General features: G+C 67.8%; 15 protein-coding genes. 13 read left to right on the plus strand and 2 right to left on the minus strand.

What is annotated here, in order from left to right; all coding sequences use genetic code 11:
* The first annotated feature begins 11 nt into the window (after positions 1–11).
* The 11 genes from AC07NN_RS10955 to AC07NN_RS11005 all read left to right on the plus strand — a co-directional run bounded on the left by AC07NN_RS10955 (position 12) and on the right by AC07NN_RS11005 (position 13,266).
* Positions 12–2,162: a flagellar hook-length control protein FliK gene (locus tag AC07NN_RS10955; protein WP_494640592.1), complete on the plus strand. Its 2,151-nt coding sequence runs from the start codon at positions 12–14 to the stop codon at positions 2,160–2,162.
* A 14-nt stretch (positions 2,163–2,176) separates the two neighbouring features.
* The gene (locus AC07NN_RS10960; protein WP_494640594.1) at positions 2,177–2,878 is read left to right on the plus strand and encodes a flagellar hook assembly protein FlgD; all 702 of its coding nucleotides are present in this window, start codon (positions 2,177–2,179) and stop codon (positions 2,876–2,878) included.
* Between the two features lie 122 nt (positions 2,879–3,000).
* On the plus strand, positions 3,001–4,809 hold the full coding sequence (gene flgE, locus AC07NN_RS10965; RefSeq protein ID WP_494640596.1) for a flagellar hook protein FlgE: 1,809 nt from the start codon (positions 3,001–3,003) through the stop codon (positions 4,807–4,809).
* A gap of 168 nt (positions 4,810–4,977) precedes the next feature.
* Complete coding sequence (sciP, locus tag AC07NN_RS10970) at positions 4,978–5,259, plus strand: CtrA inhibitor SciP (protein WP_492861463.1); 282 nt, start codon at positions 4,978–4,980, stop codon at positions 5,257–5,259.
* A 278-nt stretch (positions 5,260–5,537) separates the two neighbouring features.
* Complete coding sequence (gene fliF / locus AC07NN_RS10975; protein ID WP_494640598.1) at positions 5,538–7,205, plus strand: flagellar basal-body MS-ring/collar protein FliF; 1,668 nt, start codon at positions 5,538–5,540, stop codon at positions 7,203–7,205.
* The gene (gene fliG, locus AC07NN_RS10980; RefSeq protein ID WP_494640601.1) at positions 7,205–8,227 is read left to right on the plus strand and encodes a flagellar motor switch protein FliG; all 1,023 of its coding nucleotides are present in this window, start codon (positions 7,205–7,207) and stop codon (positions 8,225–8,227) included. The genes fliF and fliG overlap by 1 nt, the downstream gene beginning before the upstream one ends.
* 13 nt (positions 8,228–8,240) lie before the next feature.
* Positions 8,241–8,879 (plus strand): FliH/SctL family protein, encoded by a 639-nt coding sequence (locus tag AC07NN_RS10985; RefSeq protein ID WP_494640603.1) that lies wholly within the window; start codon positions 8,241–8,243, stop codon positions 8,877–8,879.
* Positions 8,880–8,894: 15 nt separating this feature from the next.
* The gene (gene fliN, locus AC07NN_RS10990) at positions 8,895–9,227 is read left to right on the plus strand and encodes a flagellar motor switch protein FliN (RefSeq protein WP_494640605.1); all 333 of its coding nucleotides are present in this window, start codon (positions 8,895–8,897) and stop codon (positions 9,225–9,227) included.
* 28 nt (positions 9,228–9,255) lie between these two features.
* Positions 9,256–10,623 carry a sigma-54-dependent transcriptional regulator FlbD gene (gene flbD / locus AC07NN_RS10995; RefSeq protein ID WP_494640607.1) on the plus strand — a complete coding sequence of 456 codons (1,368 nt, stop codon included), beginning with the start codon at positions 9,256–9,258 and terminating at the stop codon, positions 10,621–10,623.
* A gap of 147 nt (positions 10,624–10,770) precedes the next feature.
* On the plus strand, positions 10,771–12,876 hold the full coding sequence (gene flhA, locus AC07NN_RS11000; RefSeq protein ID WP_494640609.1) for a flagellar biosynthesis protein FlhA: 2,106 nt from the start codon (positions 10,771–10,773) through the stop codon (positions 12,874–12,876).
* A gap of 60 nt (positions 12,877–12,936) precedes the next feature.
* Positions 12,937–13,266: a YciI family protein gene (locus AC07NN_RS11005; protein ID WP_494640611.1), complete on the plus strand. Its 330-nt coding sequence runs from the start codon at positions 12,937–12,939 to the stop codon at positions 13,264–13,266.
* 7 nt (positions 13,267–13,273) lie between these two features.
* Here the strand turns inward: AC07NN_RS11005 and AC07NN_RS11010 are convergent, their stop codons facing one another.
* A complete protein-coding gene (locus AC07NN_RS11010) occupies positions 13,274–13,849 on the minus strand; it encodes a hypothetical protein (protein ID WP_494640613.1) in 576 nt (191 codons plus the stop codon).
* A 172-nt stretch (positions 13,850–14,021) separates the two neighbouring features.
* Here AC07NN_RS11010 and AC07NN_RS11015 point away from each other — a divergent pair, with 172 nt between their 5' ends.
* A complete protein-coding gene (locus AC07NN_RS11015; RefSeq protein WP_494640615.1) occupies positions 14,022–15,017 on the plus strand; it encodes a class I SAM-dependent methyltransferase in 996 nt (331 codons plus the stop codon).
* Here AC07NN_RS11015 and AC07NN_RS11020 read toward each other — a convergent pair.
* Positions 15,014–16,339, minus strand: a complete 1,326-nt coding sequence (locus AC07NN_RS11020) for an oxygenase MpaB family protein (RefSeq protein ID WP_494640617.1) — start codon at positions 16,337–16,339, stop codon at positions 15,014–15,016. The genes AC07NN_RS11015 and AC07NN_RS11020 overlap by 4 nt on opposite strands.
* A gap of 123 nt (positions 16,340–16,462) precedes the next feature.
* Here AC07NN_RS11020 and AC07NN_RS11025 point away from each other — a divergent pair, with 123 nt between their 5' ends.
* Positions 16,463–17,071 (plus strand): TetR/AcrR family transcriptional regulator, encoded by a 609-nt coding sequence (locus tag AC07NN_RS11025; RefSeq protein WP_494640619.1) that lies wholly within the window; start codon positions 16,463–16,465, stop codon positions 17,069–17,071.
* Positions 17,072–17,154 lie beyond the last annotated feature (83 nt).

Below are 17,154 nucleotides of genomic sequence, written 5' to 3' on the forward strand. Positions count from 1 at the left end.
AACGACTGCGAATGACCGCGATCGCCGCATCCACCGCCGCTCTCCCCGCCGCGCCGACCCCGGCCGGTGGCGCCAAGGCGTCCAGCGACGGCTTCGACGCCCTGCTGGCCATCGCCGGCAAGAACGACGATGCGCCCGCGCCCCGCGCCCAATCCTCTTCTCGCACCGAGGCCTCCTCGCGTACGGAGTCCAAGAGCGACGCCCGCGACGACGACCGTGACACCAGGGCCGCCGCCAAGTCGGCCAAGGCTGACGCCAAGAGCGACGCCAAGGCCGCCGCTCGCGCTGACAAGGCCGCCGACAAGGCCGATGACGCCCAGGGCGCCGATCGCGCCGACGCGGCCAAGGACACCAAGACCGACGCCACGACCGACAAGGTCGCGACCGACGGCGACGACAAGGCTTCCGCCAAGGCCGACGCCGATGCGGACGCTCAAGGCGACAAGCCGGCCGCCGAGACGGTCAATGCGACGGACGCCGCCGCTCAGGCCGCCGCCACCCTGATCGCCGCCATGACGGCCCCCGTGCAAACGCCGGTCCAGGTCGTCGCCGACGCCGAACTGACCGTCGAGCCGGCCGCCGTCGCCGTTTCGGCCGACCAGGCCGCTGCCTTCGCCGCCGCCGTGGAAACGGTCGAAGCCGCTCCGGTCGCCGCCGAGCCTGTCGCCGTCGACGCCGCGCCGATCGCCGATGTCGCCCCGACGGCCCAGCCGGTCGAGGTCCTGACGCAGGCTCAGGCGCAAGTTCAAGCTCAGGCGACGGTCCAGACCCAAGCCCAGCCCTTGGCCGCCGAGCCGACCGCTCCGGTCGCCGAGGCCGTTCCGGTCGCCCAATCGCTCAAGACCGATGCTCCAGTCGCCGCGCCGGTGGCGGAAGCCGCGCCGGCCGAGGCCCAATCGATCCCGGTCCCGGTTCAGGCCCCCGTCCAAACGCAAGCCCTTGCGCCGCAAGTCGCCGTCCAGGCCCAAGCGGCCCCGATCGTCGCCGCTCAACCGGCCGTTCAAACCGTCCAGGCCCCGGCCGCCGAAGGCCAGGCCATCGACGCCTCGGCCCTGGAAGCCCTGGCCCAGCTGGCCACGGAAGAGGCCGCGCCGGTCGTCGCCGAGGCTCCGGCCGCGCCGAAGGCCGTCGAGACCAAGACCGCCGACACCGCCCAGCCGGCCGAAGCGCCCAAGGCCGCCGTGGCTCAACAGCCCGCCGCCGCCCCGGCTCCGGTCGCCGCGCCTGTCGCCCAGGCCGCGCCCACTCCGGTCGCTGCTCCGGTCGCCGAAGCCGCGCCCGTCGCCGTCGCTGTCGCCGCCGCCGCTGCTGATGCCGCCGCGGACGTCGCCGTCGCCGCCGAAACGGTCGCGCCGGAAGCGGTCGCCGAGGTCGCCGCCGAAGTTGTCGCCTCGGACGCCAAGCCCGCCGCCAAGACCGCCGAGGCTCCCAAGGCCGCGCCGGCTCCGCTGGCCGCCGAGGTCAAGGCCGCCGACGCCGTCGCCGTCGAGACCGCCCAGGCCGTGACCGCGGTCGCCGCCGGTTCGGGCTCGAACGAGACCAGCACGGACGCCAAGGGTTCGGACGCCGCCGCCATCACCGTCGCTTCGGTCGAGGCGCCGGTCGCCCCGCTCGACACCAACGCCCTGGCCGCTCCGGCCCCGACCGTCCAGGCCCTGGCCGCCAAGGCCGAGGCCCAGGCCGCCGCCCCGGCGCCGGTGCGCGGCTCGCCCGAGACGGTCGCCGCCCTGTCGGCCGAGATCCTCAAGCGCGCCGACAAGGCCACCCGCTTCGACGTCGCCCTGACGCCGGACGGCCTGGGCAAGGTCGACGTTCGCATCGAGATCGGCCGTGACGGCGTCATGACCGCCTCGATGAAGTTCGACACCATCCACGCCGCCCAAGAGCTGCGCGGCAAGGCCAACGAACTGCGCCAGGCCCTGAACGACGCCGGCTTCACGGTCTCCGAGAACGGCCTCTCCTTCGACGTCTCCAGCCAGAACAACGGCCAGAACCAGAACCCCTTCTTCGCCTTCCAGGACTGGAACGACCAAGGTCAGCGCGCCTTCTCCGGCCGCGCTTTCCAGGCCACCCTGACCGGCGAGGAAGAGATCGCCATCACCCCCGAACTGCTGCCCGGCCTGAAAACGGTCGCGGACAGTGGTTTGGACATCCGTATCTAAGGAAGGACCGAGCCATGGCTACCGCCGTCTCGTCGCAGAACACCTCGTCCATCCTCGACAAGATCAACAACTCGCGCACGTCGCTCGCCAACAACGAGCAGACGTTCCTGAAGCTGCTGACCACCCAGCTGAAGAACCAGGATCCGCTGTCGCCGACCGACACGACCCAGATGACCCAGCAGATCACGTCGATGACGGGCGTCGAGCAACAGTTGGTCACCAACGACCTGCTGGCCGCCCTGGTCGGCATGAACACCGGCACCGGCCTGTCGGAAGGCGTCAACATGATCGGCAAGCAGATCACCGCCACCAGCGCCAACTCCACGCTGAAGGACGGCAAGGCCACCTTCTCGTGGACGCAGCCGGGCGCTTCCAGCTCGCTGACGGTCGAAGTCAAGAACCCCGCCGGCAAGGTGGTCCGCACCCTGACGCCGGACGACCAGAAGAGCGGCGATCACACCCTCACCTGGGACGGCAAGGACGACAGCGGGGCCCAGCTGCCCGACGGCGGCGTCTACACCATCAACGTCATCGCCAAGGGCGGCGACGGCAAGGAACTCAAGGCGACGAACGTCAAGGGCCGCACCGAAGGCGTGGTCACGGCGGTCGACAACTCCACCGGCCAACCGCAGGTCGTCGTCAATGGGGTCGCCATCCCCGTCGACAGCGTCATCGGCATCACTTCCGCACCCACCCAGACGGCCCAGGCCGCCTGATCCACCTATCGAACGGGCGCCAGAATGGCGCCGACGCGGTCCCCGGAAGACGGTCTTCCCTCGGACCCAAACGCAAACAGCGCTGAACCCTTCGAACCCCATTTAGAAGCAGGAATTCAGTCATGAGCATCAACAGCGCCATGCTCGCCGGCGTCTCCGGCCTGATCGCCAACTCGTCGGCCCTGGCCGCGATCTCGGACAACATCGCCAACGTCAACACGGTCGGCTACAAGCGCTCGACCTCGAACTTCTCGACCCTGGTCACGTCCGGCAGCAAGAACCAGACGTACAGCGCCGGCGGCGTGAAGGCCCAGACGCACCAGTTCATCAGTCAGCAAGGCCTGACGCAGTCGACGACGTCGAACCTCGACCTGTCGATCTCGGGTTCGGGCTTCTTCGTCACGACCGAGAAGCCGGAAGGCCTGACGGCCACCGACACCCGCTCGTTCACCCGCGCCGGTTCGTACCAGCTGGACAGCCTGGGCTACCTGCGCAACGACGCCGGCCTCTATCTGCAAGGCTGGCTGGCCGATCCGGTCACCGGCACGATCACGCCCGACCCGTCGGACCTGATGCAGCTGTCGTCGATCAACGTCGGCACCGTCGGCGGCACCGCCGAAAAGACGACCCGCGTCGGCGTCAACGCCAACCTGCGCTCGGAGCAGCCGGTGGCCGCGGCCGTGTCGTACAAGGTCGGCGGCGGCACCACCCCGTCGTTCACCAACGTGCCGGACTCGGCCTCGGCGGCCGTGCCGCCCTCGCTGCCGCACAACTACGACGTCGTGTTCAGCTCGACGGGCGTCGCCAATCCGGCCGCCTCGGGCAACAATGAATACCAGGTCGACATCAAGGAAAACGGCGTCGTCGTCGCCACGGGCGTCGTCGGCTACAACCCGGGCACCGGCGTGATCGCGACGTCGACTCTCGACTACAAGGGCTCGCCGACCCCCACCGGTACGCTGACGACGGTGCGGATCAATGCGGCCGGCGACACGGTCAACCTGTCCGCCATCGGCGTCATCGGCGGTACGGTGACGGACCCGACGGACGCCGGTAACGCAAAGGCCGGCAAGCTGTACGACCCGGCCACCTGGTCGATGTCGGACTACGCCCTGGACAACACCAAGGGCGTGAAGCCGGACTTCGAGATCCAGATTCCGCTGTCGGACTCCAAGGGCGGTCAGCGCACCGTCACCGTCTCGCTGCTGAAGGCTCCGGGCCCGAACCAGTGGTACGCCGAACTGCGCGCCAAGCCGGGCGACCTGGCCACCAACGCCAACGGCCTGATCAGCACGGGCACGATCACCTTCACCACCGACGGCAAGCTGGCCAACACCGGCAGCCTGTTCGGCACCACCAGCCCGACCTCGATCACGGTCCAGGCCTCGGGTACGCCGTTCGTCGTCCAGCCGCCGCTGCCCGCTCCGCAGCTGCCGCAGCCGCCGATCTGGGCCGACGCCCTGGGCATCGACACCCAAGACGTCCAGATCGACCTGGCCAGCGCCGCCGGCGGCCTGACCCAGTACAACAGCCAATCGGTCGTCCAGTCGGTCAACACCAACGGTACGGCCTTCGGCAACCTGACCAACATCGAAGTGGATGAAGACGGCTACGTCTCGGCCATCTTCGACAACGGCGTGACCCGCAAGATCGCCCAGGTCGCCATCGCCACCTTCTCGAACCCCAACGGCCTGAAGGGTGTCAACGGCAATGCTTACCGCGTCACCAACGAAAGCGGCACCTACAGCCTGAAGGCTCCGGGCGCTGGCGGCGCAGGTTCGCTGGCTCCTTCGACCCTGGAAGCTTCGACGGTCGACCTGTCGACGGAGTTCACGGGCCTGATCACGACCCAGCGTGCTTACTCGGCTTCGTCGAAGATCATCACGACCGCCGATCAGATGCTTGAGGAGCTCTTGAATATTAAGCGCTAATCATAGGGATTAACGCTCTTTAATTCTTGTGTTTCACACTGAGACACTATGGACTGCTAGGGAGCCATCTTGTTTAGGCCTTTCTTTACTATTGGAATTAAGCCGCTGTTATTAGGCGGCGCCTATAGTGGCCTTCAACAGTGATGGTTGTGGGAAAGGCGTAAAGCCATGTTGCAGCAGCAGCGCACGAACAGCCGGGGTGAGAAGTACGTGATCGGTCCGACCGGCGCGCCTCTGACTCTCTCCGACTTGCCGCCGCCGGAAACCCAGCGTTGGGTGATCCGTCGTAAGGCCGAGGTCGTCGCCGCCGTCCGCGGGGGTCTGCTCTCGCTCGATGAGGCGTGTGATCGTTACAAGCTGACGAACGATGAGTTCCTCAGCTGGCAACAGTCGATCGAACGGCACGGCATGGCGGGCCTGCGGACCACTCGGATCCAGCAGTACCGTTAAGACCGGACAGTGGAGTGTTTCGGGGGTGCGTTAATGTGACCACCCCCTCTCGCTCCAAAAGCCCCGCGAGCCTTGCGCTACAAGGGTTTGAAGACGTTCAGCGGCCGCTCCCGAAAGGGGGCGGCCGCGACGTTTTGGCGCCTCTGCCAGCCCCTCGGAGGGCCAAATATAAACACCCTGTTTACCTTGTACTGGGTAAATCCTGCCTACCGACGGGCGGCTCTCGCTTGTTCGCCGGTCGCTCTCGAAAAGAGCGTTGGGATCAGGGGTGAGGCTTCGTGGAAAGCTTTCTGGCTTCGATTAGGCAGTTTGGCGTGGGCCGGTTGGCCGCGATGCTCGGCGTTGGCGCCGGTGTGGTCGCGGTCCTGGTGGCGCTCGTCATGTTCATGGGCAAAGAGCCCAACGAGCTGCTTTATTCGAACCTGGACCTGAAAGAGGCCTCGGAAGTCACCGCGGCGCTCGACCAGGCCGGCATCAAGTATGAAGCCAAGGGCGACGGCTCGACGATCATGGTGGCGCGCGACAAGGTCGCCAGCGCCCGTCTGATGGTCGCCGGCAAGGGCCTCGTGAGCTCGGGCTCGATCGGTTACGAAATTTTCGACGGCAGCAGCGCCCTGGGTCAGACCGACTTCGTGCAGCAGCTGAACCGTCAGCGCGCCCTGCAGGGCGAGCTGGAACGCACCATCAAGGCCATGCAGGGCGTCAACAGCGTCCGCGTTCACCTGGTGCTGCCCAAGCGCCAGCTGTTCGAGGAAGACGCCGAGCAACCGTCGGCCGCCGTGACGATCGGCGTCGGCGCTCGCGAGCCCTCGTCGGACATGGTCCACGCCATCCAGAACCTGGTGTCCTCGTCGGTCCCGAACATGAAGGCCGAGAAGGTCGCGGTCATCGACCAGCACGGCAAGACCCTGTCGGCCCCGTCGGACGAAAGCCTGGCCGGCAAGGAAGCCCAGGACCGCCGCACCGAGGCCGAAGCCCGCATCGCCAAGACCGTCAAGGACATGATCGAAGGCGTCCTCGGCCCGGGCAAGGCGCGCGTCAACGTCACGGCCGACCTGGACCTGAACCGCGTCACCACCCAGGAAGAGAAGTTCGATCCCGATGGCCAGGTGATCCGTTCGGAAAGCACGAACGAAGCCGGCAACAGCGAAACGAAGAACGACGACACCTCGGGCGTCACCGCGGCCGCCAATGTGCCGGGCGGCCAGGGCGCCAATGGCTTCCAGCAACTGGGCTCGCGTTCGAACCAGAACGAGAGCGTCACCAATTACGAGATCTCCAAGTCGGTCACCACGACCGTCCGCGAGCCGGGCACGATCCGCAAGGTCGCCGTGGCCGTGGCTATCGACGGGATCACCGCTCCCGCCGGCAAGGACGGCAAGCCGGGCGCCTATACCCCGCGCACCGCCCAGGAGATCGCGCAGATCGAAGAGCTGGTGAAGACCGCCGTGGGCTTCGACGCCCAGCGCGGCGACCAGGTCAAGGTCACCAACATCAAGTTCCCGCAGCCCGAGGATCAGGGCCTGGAGAAGCAAGGCCTGCTGTCGGGCTTCGACAAGAACGACATCATGCGCGCCGCCGAACTGGGCGTCCTGGGCGTGGTGGCCCTGCTGATCCTGCTGTTCGCGGTCCGTCCGTTCATCAAGAACCTGTCGGCTCCCGCGCCGGCGCAGATGGCCCTGGCCGGTCCGGGCGGCCCGACGGTGACCCGCATGGTCACCCTGTCGGACGGCACCCAGCAGCAGGTCGTGATCGACGCGGCGGGCGAGCCGATCGCCATCGCCGGCCCGGTCAGCAGCGGCAGCGACATCGACTCCCGTATCGACATCGCGAAGATCGAGGGTCAGGTTAAGGCCTCGTCGATCAAGCGGGTTTCCGAGTTCGTCGAAAAGCACCCCGACGAGTCGGTCGCCATTCTCCGTAACTGGCTGCACGAGTCGACCTGATGGCCATGAAAGCCGCCGTCACCGATATCAAGAACCTCTCGGGGCCGGAAAAGGCCGCGATCGTTCTGCTCGCGCTCGGTGAAGACCACACCAAGATCTGGGAAGCCCTGGACGACGAGGAGATCAAGGAGGTCTCCCAGGCCATGGCCGGCCTCGGCACGATCTCGGCCAGCGTCGTCGAAGAGCTGCTGGTCGAGTTCGTCTCGGGCATGAGCTCGACCGGCGCGATCATGGGTTCGTACGAACAGACCCAGCGCCTGCTGATGTCGTTCATGCCCCAGGAGAAGGTCGACGCCCTGATGGAAGAGATCCGCGGTCCCGCGGGTCGAACCATGTGGGACAAGCTGGGCAACGTGAACGAAGCCGTTCTGGCCAACTACCTGAAGAACGAATACCCGCAGACCGTCGCCGTCGTGCTGTCGAAGGTGAAGTCCGACCACGCCGCCCGCGTGCTGGCCTGCCTGCCGGAAGACTTCGCCCTGGAATGCGTCACCCGCATGCTGCGGATGGAGCCGGTGCAACGCGAGATCCTCGACAAGATCGAGATGACCCTGCGCACCGAATTCATGTCGAACCTGGCGCGCACGTCCAAGCGCGACAGCCACGAGATGATGGCCGAGATCTTCAACAACTTCGATCGCCAGACCGAAGCCCGCTTCATTGCCGCGTTGGAAGAGCGCAACCGCGAGGCGGCCGAACGCATCCGCGCCCTGATGTTCGTGTTCGAAGACCTTTCGAAGCTGGATCCGGGCGGCATCCAGACCCTGCTGCGCGCCACCAGCAAGGAACAGCTGGCCCTGGCCCTGAAGGGCGCCTCGGACAAGCTGCGCGACCTGTTCTTCTCGAACATGTCGGAGCGCGCCGCCAAGATCATGCGCGAGGACATGGAGAGCATGGGCCCCGTGCGCCTGAAGGACGTCGACGCCGCCCAGGTGGGCATGGTGCAGGTCGCCAAGGATCTGGCCGCCAAGGGCGAGATCATGCTGGCCGGCTCCGGCGGCGACGACGAGCTGATCTACTGAGGAGGATGGCATCATGATGGACACCCCTCACCGCAAATTCGGCTTCGACACGGTCTTCGACGACCGCGGCGGGGTCGCCTACACCGCGCCCAAGGTGAAGAAGCACTTCACCGCCGAGGAGGTCGAGGCCGCGCGCCAGCAGGGCTTCCAGGACGGCGAACGCTCGGCCGTGGCCCGCGCCGAGCAGGAAGCCGCCCACGCCCTCAACGAGGTCGCCCAGGCCGTGCACCAAGCCTTCGGCGGCCTGTTGCACCTGGCCCACGAGCACCGCGAAGGCTCGGCGATGCTGGCCCTGGCCTGCGCCCGCAAGATCGCCGACGCGGCCCTGACCTATTTCCCCGAGGCGCCCGTCGCGGCCGCCCTTGAGGCCCTGGCCCGCGAGGTCGAGGCCCAACCGCGCATCTTCGTCCGGGTCTCCCCGGAGCTGGAAGAACGCACGCAAAACGCGCTGGAGCACGTGGCGGCCCAGATCGGCTACCAGGGCCAGATCGTCGCCCGCGCCGACGGCGCCATGGCCCCCGCGGCCTTCACTTTCGACTGGGGCGACGGCCGCGCGGCCTTCGACCCGGAAGGCGCGGCCAACCGCGTCACCGAGGCGCTGGAGGCGGCGATCGCCGCCGAAGGCCTCCACGCCGAACCCATGTTCTCCTGAGAAGGCTGACCGAAGATGTCCGAAGACAATCTGACCCTGGACGAATTCGGAGGCGCGATGCTCGCCTCCGAAATGCCGGTCGAGCTGAGCGACAAGACCGCCTCCGACCTGGCGCCGGTCTTCGACGTACCGGTCAATATCTCGGCCGTGCTGGGCCGCGCGAACATGTCGGTCGCGCAGCTGCTGCAGCTGGGCCAAGGCTCGATCCTGGAGCTGGACCGCAAGGTCGGCGAGGCGATCGACATCTACGTCAACAACCGTCTGGTCGCCCGGGGCGAGGTCGTCGTCGTCGACGAGCGCCTGGGCGTGACCATGACGGAAATCATCAAGGACGGCGACCAGGGCTAAGGCCCCCTGGTCTGAGGGAGTGTAAGAAATGCGTCTTCTGGTCGTCGGAAAACTGAACGGACAGCTCTCGGTCGCCGTGAAAATGGCGATGAACGCGGGGGCGAAGGTCTCGCACGTCGAGTCGACGGAGCAAGCGACCAATGCGTTGCGCGCAGGGCAGGGCGCCGACCTCCTGATGGTCGAGTACTCGCTGGACATCGCGGCGCTGATCGCGGCCAACGAGGCCGAGCGGATGCGGGTGCCGGTGGTGGCCTGCGGCGTCGATGCCGATCCGATGCGCGCGGCCGCCGCCATCAAGGCTGGCGCCAAGGAATTCATCCCGCTGCCGCCGGACGCCGAGCTGATCGCCGCCGTCCTGGCCGCCGTGACCGACGACGAAAAGCCGATGGTGGTCCGCGACCCGGCCATGGAGTCGGTGATCAAGCTGGCCGACCAGGTCGCCCCGTCCGAAGCCTCGATCCTGATCACCGGCGAAAGCGGTTCGGGTAAGGAGGTCATGGCCCGCTACGTCCACGGCAAGTCCCGCCGGGCCAAGGCGCCGTTCATCTCGGTCAACTGCGCCGCTATCCCCGAGAACCTGCTGGAAAGCGAGCTGTTCGGCCACGAGAAGGGCGCCTTCACCGGCGCCATGGCCCGCCGCATCGGCAAGTTCGAGGAAGCCGACGGCGGTACGCTGCTGCTGGACGAAATCAGCGAAATGGACGTCCGCCTGCAAGCCAAGCTGCTGCGCGCCATCCAGGAGCGCGAGATCGACCGCGTCGGCGGCTCCAAGCCGGTCAAGGTCAACATCCGCATCCTGGCCACGTCCAACCGCGACCTCGCTCAGTCCGTGAAGGACGGCGTCTTCCGCGAAGACCTGCTCTACCGCCTGAACGTCGTGAACCTGCGCCTGCCGCCGCTGCGCGAGCGTCCGGGCGACGTGATCAGCCTGTGCGAGTTTTTCGTGAAGAAGTACTCGGCCGCCAACGGGGTGCCGGAGAAGCCGATTTCGGCCGAGGCCAAGCGCCGCCTGATCGCCCACCGCTGGCCGGGCAACGTCCGCGAGCTGGAAAACGCCATGCACCGAGCGGTGCTGCTGTCGACCGGCGTCGAGATCGAGGAATTCGCCATCCGCCTGCCGGACGGCCAGCAACTGGCGCCGGCTCCGGACGTCCAGGTCGCCCGTGGCGCCCAGATGGCCGCCGACGCCGTTTCCCGTACTTTCGTGGGGTCGACCGTGGCCGAAGTCGAACAGCACCTGATCATCGACACCCTGGAGCACTGCCTGGGCAACCGCACCCACGCCGCCAACATCCTGGGCATCTCGATCCGCACGCTGCGCAACAAGCTGAAGGAATATTCGGACGCCGGCGTCCCCGTTCCGCCGCCGCAGGGCGGGGTCGGCGCCGCAGCCTGATCTAACCCTGTTCTCTCGGACGATGTGTCGCGGCGCCGCGACCATCCGTCAGGCTCCGAACATGGCTAATTTTGGTTAAGGACATGGCGGCGGACCGCAAATCGCTCCAAGCGAGGTCCGTACGACATCAACGGTTCAAGGTTCAGAATGGCCGACGCCGCCGCCCCGACCGCGAGTTCCATGCCCAGCGCCAAGTCGCTGCTGGACGGGTTCCTGCGCGGCGAGATGGGCCTGGCCCTGGGCGTTGTCGGCATCATCGTCCTGCTGATCCTGCCCGTTCCGGCCTTCCTGCTGGACCTGCTGCTGTCGGTGTCGCTGACCGGATCCGTGCTGATCCTGATGACGGCGATCCTGATCAAGCGGCCCCTGGAATTCACGTCGTTCCCGACCGTCCTGCTGGTCGCGACCCTGTACCGCCTGGGCCTGAACATCGCCTCGACCCGCCTGATCCTCGGCCACGGCCAGGAAGGCACCGGCGGGGCCGGCGCGGTCATCGAGGCCTTCGGTCACCTGATGATGCAGGGCAACTTCGTCATCGGGGTGATCATCTTCATCATCCTGGTGGTGGTGAACTTCATGGTCGTCACCAAGGGTTCGGGCCGGATCGCCGAAGTCGCGGCCCGCTTCACCCTGGACGCCATGCCCGGCAAGCAGATGGCGATCGACGCCGACCTGTCGACCGGCCTGATCGACCAGGAGATGGCCAAGGTCCGCCGCAAGGAGCTGGAACAGGAAAGCACGTTCTTCGGCGCCATGGACGGCGCCAGCAAGTTCGTGAAGGGCGACGCGATCGCCGGCCTGATCATCACCGGCATCAACATCGTCGGCGGCATCATCATCGGGGTGGTGCAGCACAAGATCCCGATCGGCGACGCCGCGGCGTCCTATACGATCATGACCATCGGCGACGGCCTGGTCAGCCAGATCCCGGCCCTGATCATCTCGATCGCGGCCGGTATGGTCGTCTCGAAGGCCGGCGTCGAAGGCTCGGCCGACAAGGCCCTGATGACCCAGCTGGCCATGAACCCGGTCGGCCTGGGCATGGTCTCGGCCTCGTCGGGCGTCATCGCCCTGATCCCGGGCATGCCGATCATCCCGTTCGCGATCATGTCGCTGGGCGCGGGCGCGCTCGCCTACAAGCGGATCCAGGACGCCAAGAAGCCAAAGCCCATAGACCCTGCCGCGCTCGAGGACGCCGCCGCGCCCGCCGAGGCGGAAGAGGAGCCGATCAGCGCCTCCCTGGCCATCGACGACGTCAAGATCGAGCTGGGCTACGGCCTGCTGACCCTGATCAACGACCTGGACGGCCGCAAGCTGACCGACCAGATCCGCGCCTTGCGCAAGACCCTGGCCGGTGAGTTCGGCTTCGTCATGCCGCCGGTGCGAATCCTCGACAACATGCGCCTGGCCAACCAGGGCTACGCCATCCGCATCAAGGAAATGGAAGCCGGCGCCGGCGAAGTGCGCCTGGGCAGCCTGATGGCCATGGACCCGCGCGGCGGCCAGGTCGAGCTGCCGGGCGAACATGTCCGCGAGCCCGCCTTCGGCCTGCCGGCGACCTGGATCGCCGACGACCTGCGCGAGGAAGCCACCTTCCGCGGCTACACGGTCGTCGACCCGGCCACGGTGCTGACCACGCACCTGACCGAGATCCTCAAGGAGAACATGGCCGACCTGCTGTCCTATGCCGAGGTCCAGAAGCTCCTGAAGGAGCTGCCGGAATCGCAGAAGAAGCTGGTCGACGACCTGATCCCGGGCACGGCCACCGCCGCCACTGTCCAGCGCGTGCTGCAGTCGCTGCTGAAGGAGCGGGTCTCGATCCGCGACCTGCCGCAGATCCTGGAAGGCATCGGCGAGGCCGCGCCGCACACCGCTTCGGTCACCCAGCTCGTCGAGCAGGTCCGCGCCCGCCTGGCCCGCCAGCTTTGCTGGGCCAATCGTGGCGACGACGGCGCCCTGCCGATCATCACCCTGTCGGGCGACTGGGAGCAGGCCTTCGCCGAAGCCCTGATCGGCCCCGGCGACGACAAGCAACTGGCCCTGCCGCCCTCGCGCCTGCAGGACTTCATCCGGGGCGTCCGCGACAGCTTCGAGCGCGCCGCCCTGGCCGGCGAAGCGCCAGTGCTGCTGACCAGCCCGGGCGTCCGCCCCTATGTCCGTTCGATCATCGAGCGCTTCCGCGGCCAGACCGTGGTGATGAGCCAGAACGAGATCCACCCCCGCGCCCGTCTGAAGACGGTGGGGATGGTCTAGGGATCGGAACCGCCTCCCAACTGATTGCGTTTTGCAATCGGATTGAAAGGAGGCCATCCGATGCCCCACTTCGTCACGATCGGATACGGCGACCGCGAAGGCTACGAACGTACGCCCCAGGCGCTGCGCGACGCGGCCCATGCCCAGGACGCCGAACTGCAACGACGCGGCGCCCTGATCGGCGTCGCCGGCCAGCCGACGCAGGTGCGCAACCCCGAAATGGCCGGTGTCGAGAAGACCGACGGCCCCTTCCTCTCATCAGGCCTGCCTATCGCGGGCTTCGCCATCATCGAGGCCGCCGACTTGGCCGAGGCGATCGACCTGGTCTCGAAGTCGCCGTGCGCGGTCTGCCATGGCGTCGTCGAGGTCTGGCCGCTGCAGACACCCTAGATCCGGCTTATCGGGCCCAGCGCTCGGCGTCTTCCGGCGCTGCCATGTAGCCCGTGATCGGCGCGCCGGCGACGGCGGGTGGCGTGGCGCTCCAGCAGGCCTCCAGGCGCTTCTCGGACCGGACCCACCACAGGCTGATCGGGCCGCCCCAGTCGCTGACCCTGACGCTGAACACCCCGTCGGGCGTCGGGGCCGCCGGGCCCGACACCGAGGTCACCGCGACATGGAAGGGCGGCCAGCCGGCCTGTGGCCCCTTGGGCGAGGCCAGCTTCGCGGCGGGCAGGTCGGCGATCTCGGCGATCACGTTGGCGAGGCCCGGACATGTGCGGCCGTCCACCCAGTCGTACGACGCCTGCTGCTCGGCCGCGCGTCTGACATTCAGGCGTCGCTCGGCCACGAAGAAGGTCGGCTTGGCGCCAAAGGTCGGCGAAACCCCGAAGATCAGCGTCGTCTGGCCCTCGCTGCCCATGGGGGAGGCCTGGACCCGCCTGACCACATACGGCGAGGTGCGGCCGAGCTGGGCCTCGGCGGCCGTCACCCAGGCGAGCAGGGCCAGGACCGCGAGGGCGACCCGGCGTCTCATCGCGCCGCCTCCGGGTCGCCGGCTCGGACGGACAGGACCATGTCGATGGCGACCATCATTGCAACCTCCGCTCCACCGAAGGTTTAACCGCGCACGTCGATCGAGCAAGTGTCTCGCCCTGACTGCCGACACTCGCTACCCTGTCACGACCAGCGCCGGGGGGAGCGGGATCATGCGCACGAAAGAAGACGTCCTGGCGGACGTGAACGCCGACTTGCCGGACTTCGACTGGGCGGAAGGGGCGCGGCGGTATCTGGACGGCTTCTTCCAGCGCTATTCGCGTGAACAGATCGAACAGTTCGTGGCCACCAAGCCGCTGGCGGCGATCACGCCGGAAGACCCGGCCGGCAGCCTGGCCGAGATCGTCAGCTACCTCAGCCACTTCAGCAACACGATCCACCTGCTGAAGCTGCCGCGCGGCGCCGCCGTGCTGGACGTGGCCAGCGGGCCGGGCTGGATGTCGCACTGGCTGACGCGACTCGGCTACCGGACGGTGGGCCTGGACATCTCGTCGGAGTTCGTCGCCCTGGCCCGCAAGCGGCTGGCGGACGACCCATGCCTCGACCTGCCGGCGGAGACGCTGGAAGCGATGTTCGACACTGTCGACCTGGAGCGCGAGGTCCTGCCGGAGCGCCTGGTCGGGACGTTCGACGCGGCGATCCTGGAATCGTGCCTGCACCACTTCGTCGATCCGATCTCGGCGCTGGAGAACATCCGGCGCGGGCTCAAGCCCGACGGCGTCGTGCTGATCATCGAGAGCGACAACCGCCAGGGCCCGATCCGCGACGACTACATGCAGGTCATGCTGGAGACCCAGACCCTGGAGCGCCCCTACAGCCGCGCCCAGCTGCTGGAGATCCTGGCGCATGCGGGCTTCCCCGCGGTGGAATTCCTGGGGCCGATCAACGGCTTCTTCCCCGAGAGCGCCCAGCGCGGTCTCGACATGAACTACGACCTGGCCCGGATCACGGCCGACGCCAATATCTGCCTGTGCGCGACGAGCGAGGAGGCCCTGGTGCGCCTGATCCCCTCGCGCGCGCCATCGCCCGAGCCGGTCGCGCCGCCCAATTCCAAGCTGGCGCTGGCGACGCGGTTGCGCGGGGCGACGCCGGCCTGGGTGCGGCCGCTGCTCCGTCCTTTCGGGCGATGGTGGCTGGCGCGCCGCTAGGCCGCCACAGGCTTGGCGCCGCCGGACGGCCGGTACTTCTCCGCGTCGGAGGTGAACTCCGCATGGCCGTAGCGCGCCAGCTGGCGCTTCAGCTTGGCGACCAGGCGGCGGTCAGCGATGTCGGCGACGCCGGGGACGTTCCGCGCCAGGCGATAGGCCAGGAGCTTGCTGGTCACCATCAGGGCGATCAGGCCGAACATCATGAAGTCGCGCGGGCCGATCTCGACACCCATCCGTCGGGCGGCGGCGCGGTCGCCGTTCAGGAAGTTGCGCAGGAAGAACACTTTCGAAAACCGGCGCTCGACCTTGTCGAACAGGCGGTTCTCCGGGCTTTCGTCGGGCGGCAAGTAGGCGTTCAGCGTGGCGCGGACCAGCTCGCCGCAGGTGGCGTCGTCGAAGCCGGCGCGCAGGGTGGCGCTGCGGGCGTTCATGGTGTCGACCACCCCTTGCGGCGTGTCGGCCAGCAGGTCCTCGGGCAGGCCCAGCAGGAAGCAGCGGTAGCGGGCCAACTCGACCCGGGCGCGCTCCTCGGCCGTGAACACGGTCCGGCCCGTGGCGACGATCTTGTAGCTCATCAGGAAGATCGGGATCAGGCCGGCCGGCATCTGGTCGACCTGCGGGATCGGCACGCCGTAGACGCCGACATCCCACTGATCCGAGCGCTTCAGGGCGTTGAACCGCACCATCGAGTGCATCAGCCGGACCATGGCGGCGGCCTTGAAACCCGCCCCGTGACGCTCCAGCGAACCGGGCAGCAGGGTGGTGGTGAAGAAGGTCGCCGTCTCGTTGACCCGTCGGGCGGCGGTGTCGTTCGACAAGGTCCCGGTCAGGGCCATCGGCAGGGCGGCGTACTTGTTCATGAAGGTGGCGATGAACGCGCCCCGGATCGCGAACGGCCCCAGATTGGCGGCGGCGTTGCGGTCCAGGCGCTGGCCCTCGCGCACCAGGTCCATGTCCACCCAGGCGGGCGTGGCCTCCATGTCGCGGATGAAGGCGACCAGTTCCGGCGGCGCGTCCGGCACGGCCTCGAGCCCCTCGTCACAAGCCTTGGTCAGCATGGCGATCAGCGGGCGAAAGCCGTACCTGGGCATCAGGGCCGCATAGGCGTCGCACACGACGTCGCCCAGCATGGTGTAGGCGCGGATCAGGGCGACCTTGTCGGGATCGAGGCCGCTCTTCGCCAAACGCGGCGCGACGCTGGATTTCGGATCGTCCGTGTAGCGCTCCGGCGTGAGGTCGAAGTCGACATCGCCATACAGCGCGGGCAGGGCGGTCTTCTGCGAGGCGACCTTGGCCCGGACCTTCTCCAGCGCGGCGTTCATCTGAAACCTCTCGTAGCGGGAGCCGTGACGCGCCCCGGTCTGGAGTTCTAGGTTAGGCCTCTTAGACTTCCGCGCTACTCGCCTTGCCCGCAAGGCCGGCGCTTCGCAGAGGCCACGCGGCAAGTGACTGAAAAAACGAGGCGAACGCCGCGCCAGCCGCGTTCCGAGGCGACGGTCGAGGCGATTCTCGAGGCGGCCTTTCAACTTTTGGAGCAGGGCGGCGTCGAGGCCCTGACCACCAACCACATCGCCGAGCGGGCCGGGGTCAGCGTCGGTACGCTCTATCAGTACTTCAAGGGCAAGCAGGCGATCCTGGCCGCCCTGGCCCAGCGCCGGGCGGCGGCGGCCCGCGACCGCATCGCCGATATCGTCATGGCGGGACCCGAGCTCGGCGCGGTCCGGATGATCGTCCGCACCCTGACCACGGCCTTCGAAGGCTCGCCCGCCACGCGCAGGGCCCTGCTGGACGCCCTGACCCAGGAGGGCGACGAAGAGCTGGTGATGCGCCATCACCTGATCTTCTTCGACACCATCGCCGGCAAGACCGCCTTCGGCTTCGATCTGTCGCCGGAGGCCGGCTTCGTCCTGACCCACGCGGTGATCGGCCTGCTGCGCGCGGCGACGATCGAGACCGAGCTGGCCCTGGATCCTCAGCGGCTGGAGGACGAGCTGGTGCGGTTGCTGGAGGCCTATATCGCGGCCCTGGTCATGGGGCGAAACGCGCCCCGGTAGAACGCCGCGTCGACTCGCCGACGGAACCGGCGCGGCAAGGTGACGTTGTTTCCGGCAAGGGAGGGGCCCTCGACGGAGAGTTA

The sequence above is a fragment of the Caulobacter sp. GW821-FHT09H08 genome (genome assembly GCF_059415885.1).

Bases quoted from the DNA above. Each gene is read 5' to 3' on its own strand.
- AC07NN_RS10955 (WP_494640592.1), top strand. From the start codon at position 12: ATGACCGCGATCGCCGCATCCACCGCCGCTCTCCCCGCCGCGCCGACC.
- AC07NN_RS10960 (WP_494640594.1), top strand. From the start codon at position 2,177: ATGGCTACCGCCGTCTCGTCGCAGAACACCTCGTCCATCCTCGACAAG.
- flgE (WP_494640596.1), top strand. From the start codon at position 3,001: ATGAGCATCAACAGCGCCATGCTCGCCGGCGTCTCCGGCCTGATCGCC.
- sciP (WP_492861463.1), top strand. From the start codon at position 4,978: ATGTTGCAGCAGCAGCGCACGAACAGCCGGGGTGAGAAGTACGTGATC.
- fliG (WP_494640601.1), top strand. From the start codon at position 7,205: ATGGCCATGAAAGCCGCCGTCACCGATATCAAGAACCTCTCGGGGCCG.
- AC07NN_RS10985 (WP_494640603.1), top strand. From the start codon at position 8,241: ATGATGGACACCCCTCACCGCAAATTCGGCTTCGACACGGTCTTCGAC.
- fliN (WP_494640605.1), top strand. From the start codon at position 8,895: ATGTCCGAAGACAATCTGACCCTGGACGAATTCGGAGGCGCGATGCTC.
- flbD (WP_494640607.1), top strand. From the start codon at position 9,256: ATGCGTCTTCTGGTCGTCGGAAAACTGAACGGACAGCTCTCGGTCGCC.
- flhA (WP_494640609.1), top strand. From the start codon at position 10,771: ATGGCCGACGCCGCCGCCCCGACCGCGAGTTCCATGCCCAGCGCCAAG.
- AC07NN_RS11005 (WP_494640611.1), top strand. From the start codon at position 12,937: ATGCCCCACTTCGTCACGATCGGATACGGCGACCGCGAAGGCTACGAA.
- AC07NN_RS11010 (WP_494640613.1), bottom strand. From the start codon at position 13,849: ATGAGACGCCGGGTCGCCCTCGCGGTCCTGGCCCTGCTCGCCTGGGTG.
- AC07NN_RS11015 (WP_494640615.1), top strand. From the start codon at position 14,022: ATGCGCACGAAAGAAGACGTCCTGGCGGACGTGAACGCCGACTTGCCG.
- AC07NN_RS11020 (WP_494640617.1), bottom strand. From the start codon at position 16,339: ATGAACGCCGCGCTGGAGAAGGTCCGGGCCAAGGTCGCCTCGCAGAAG.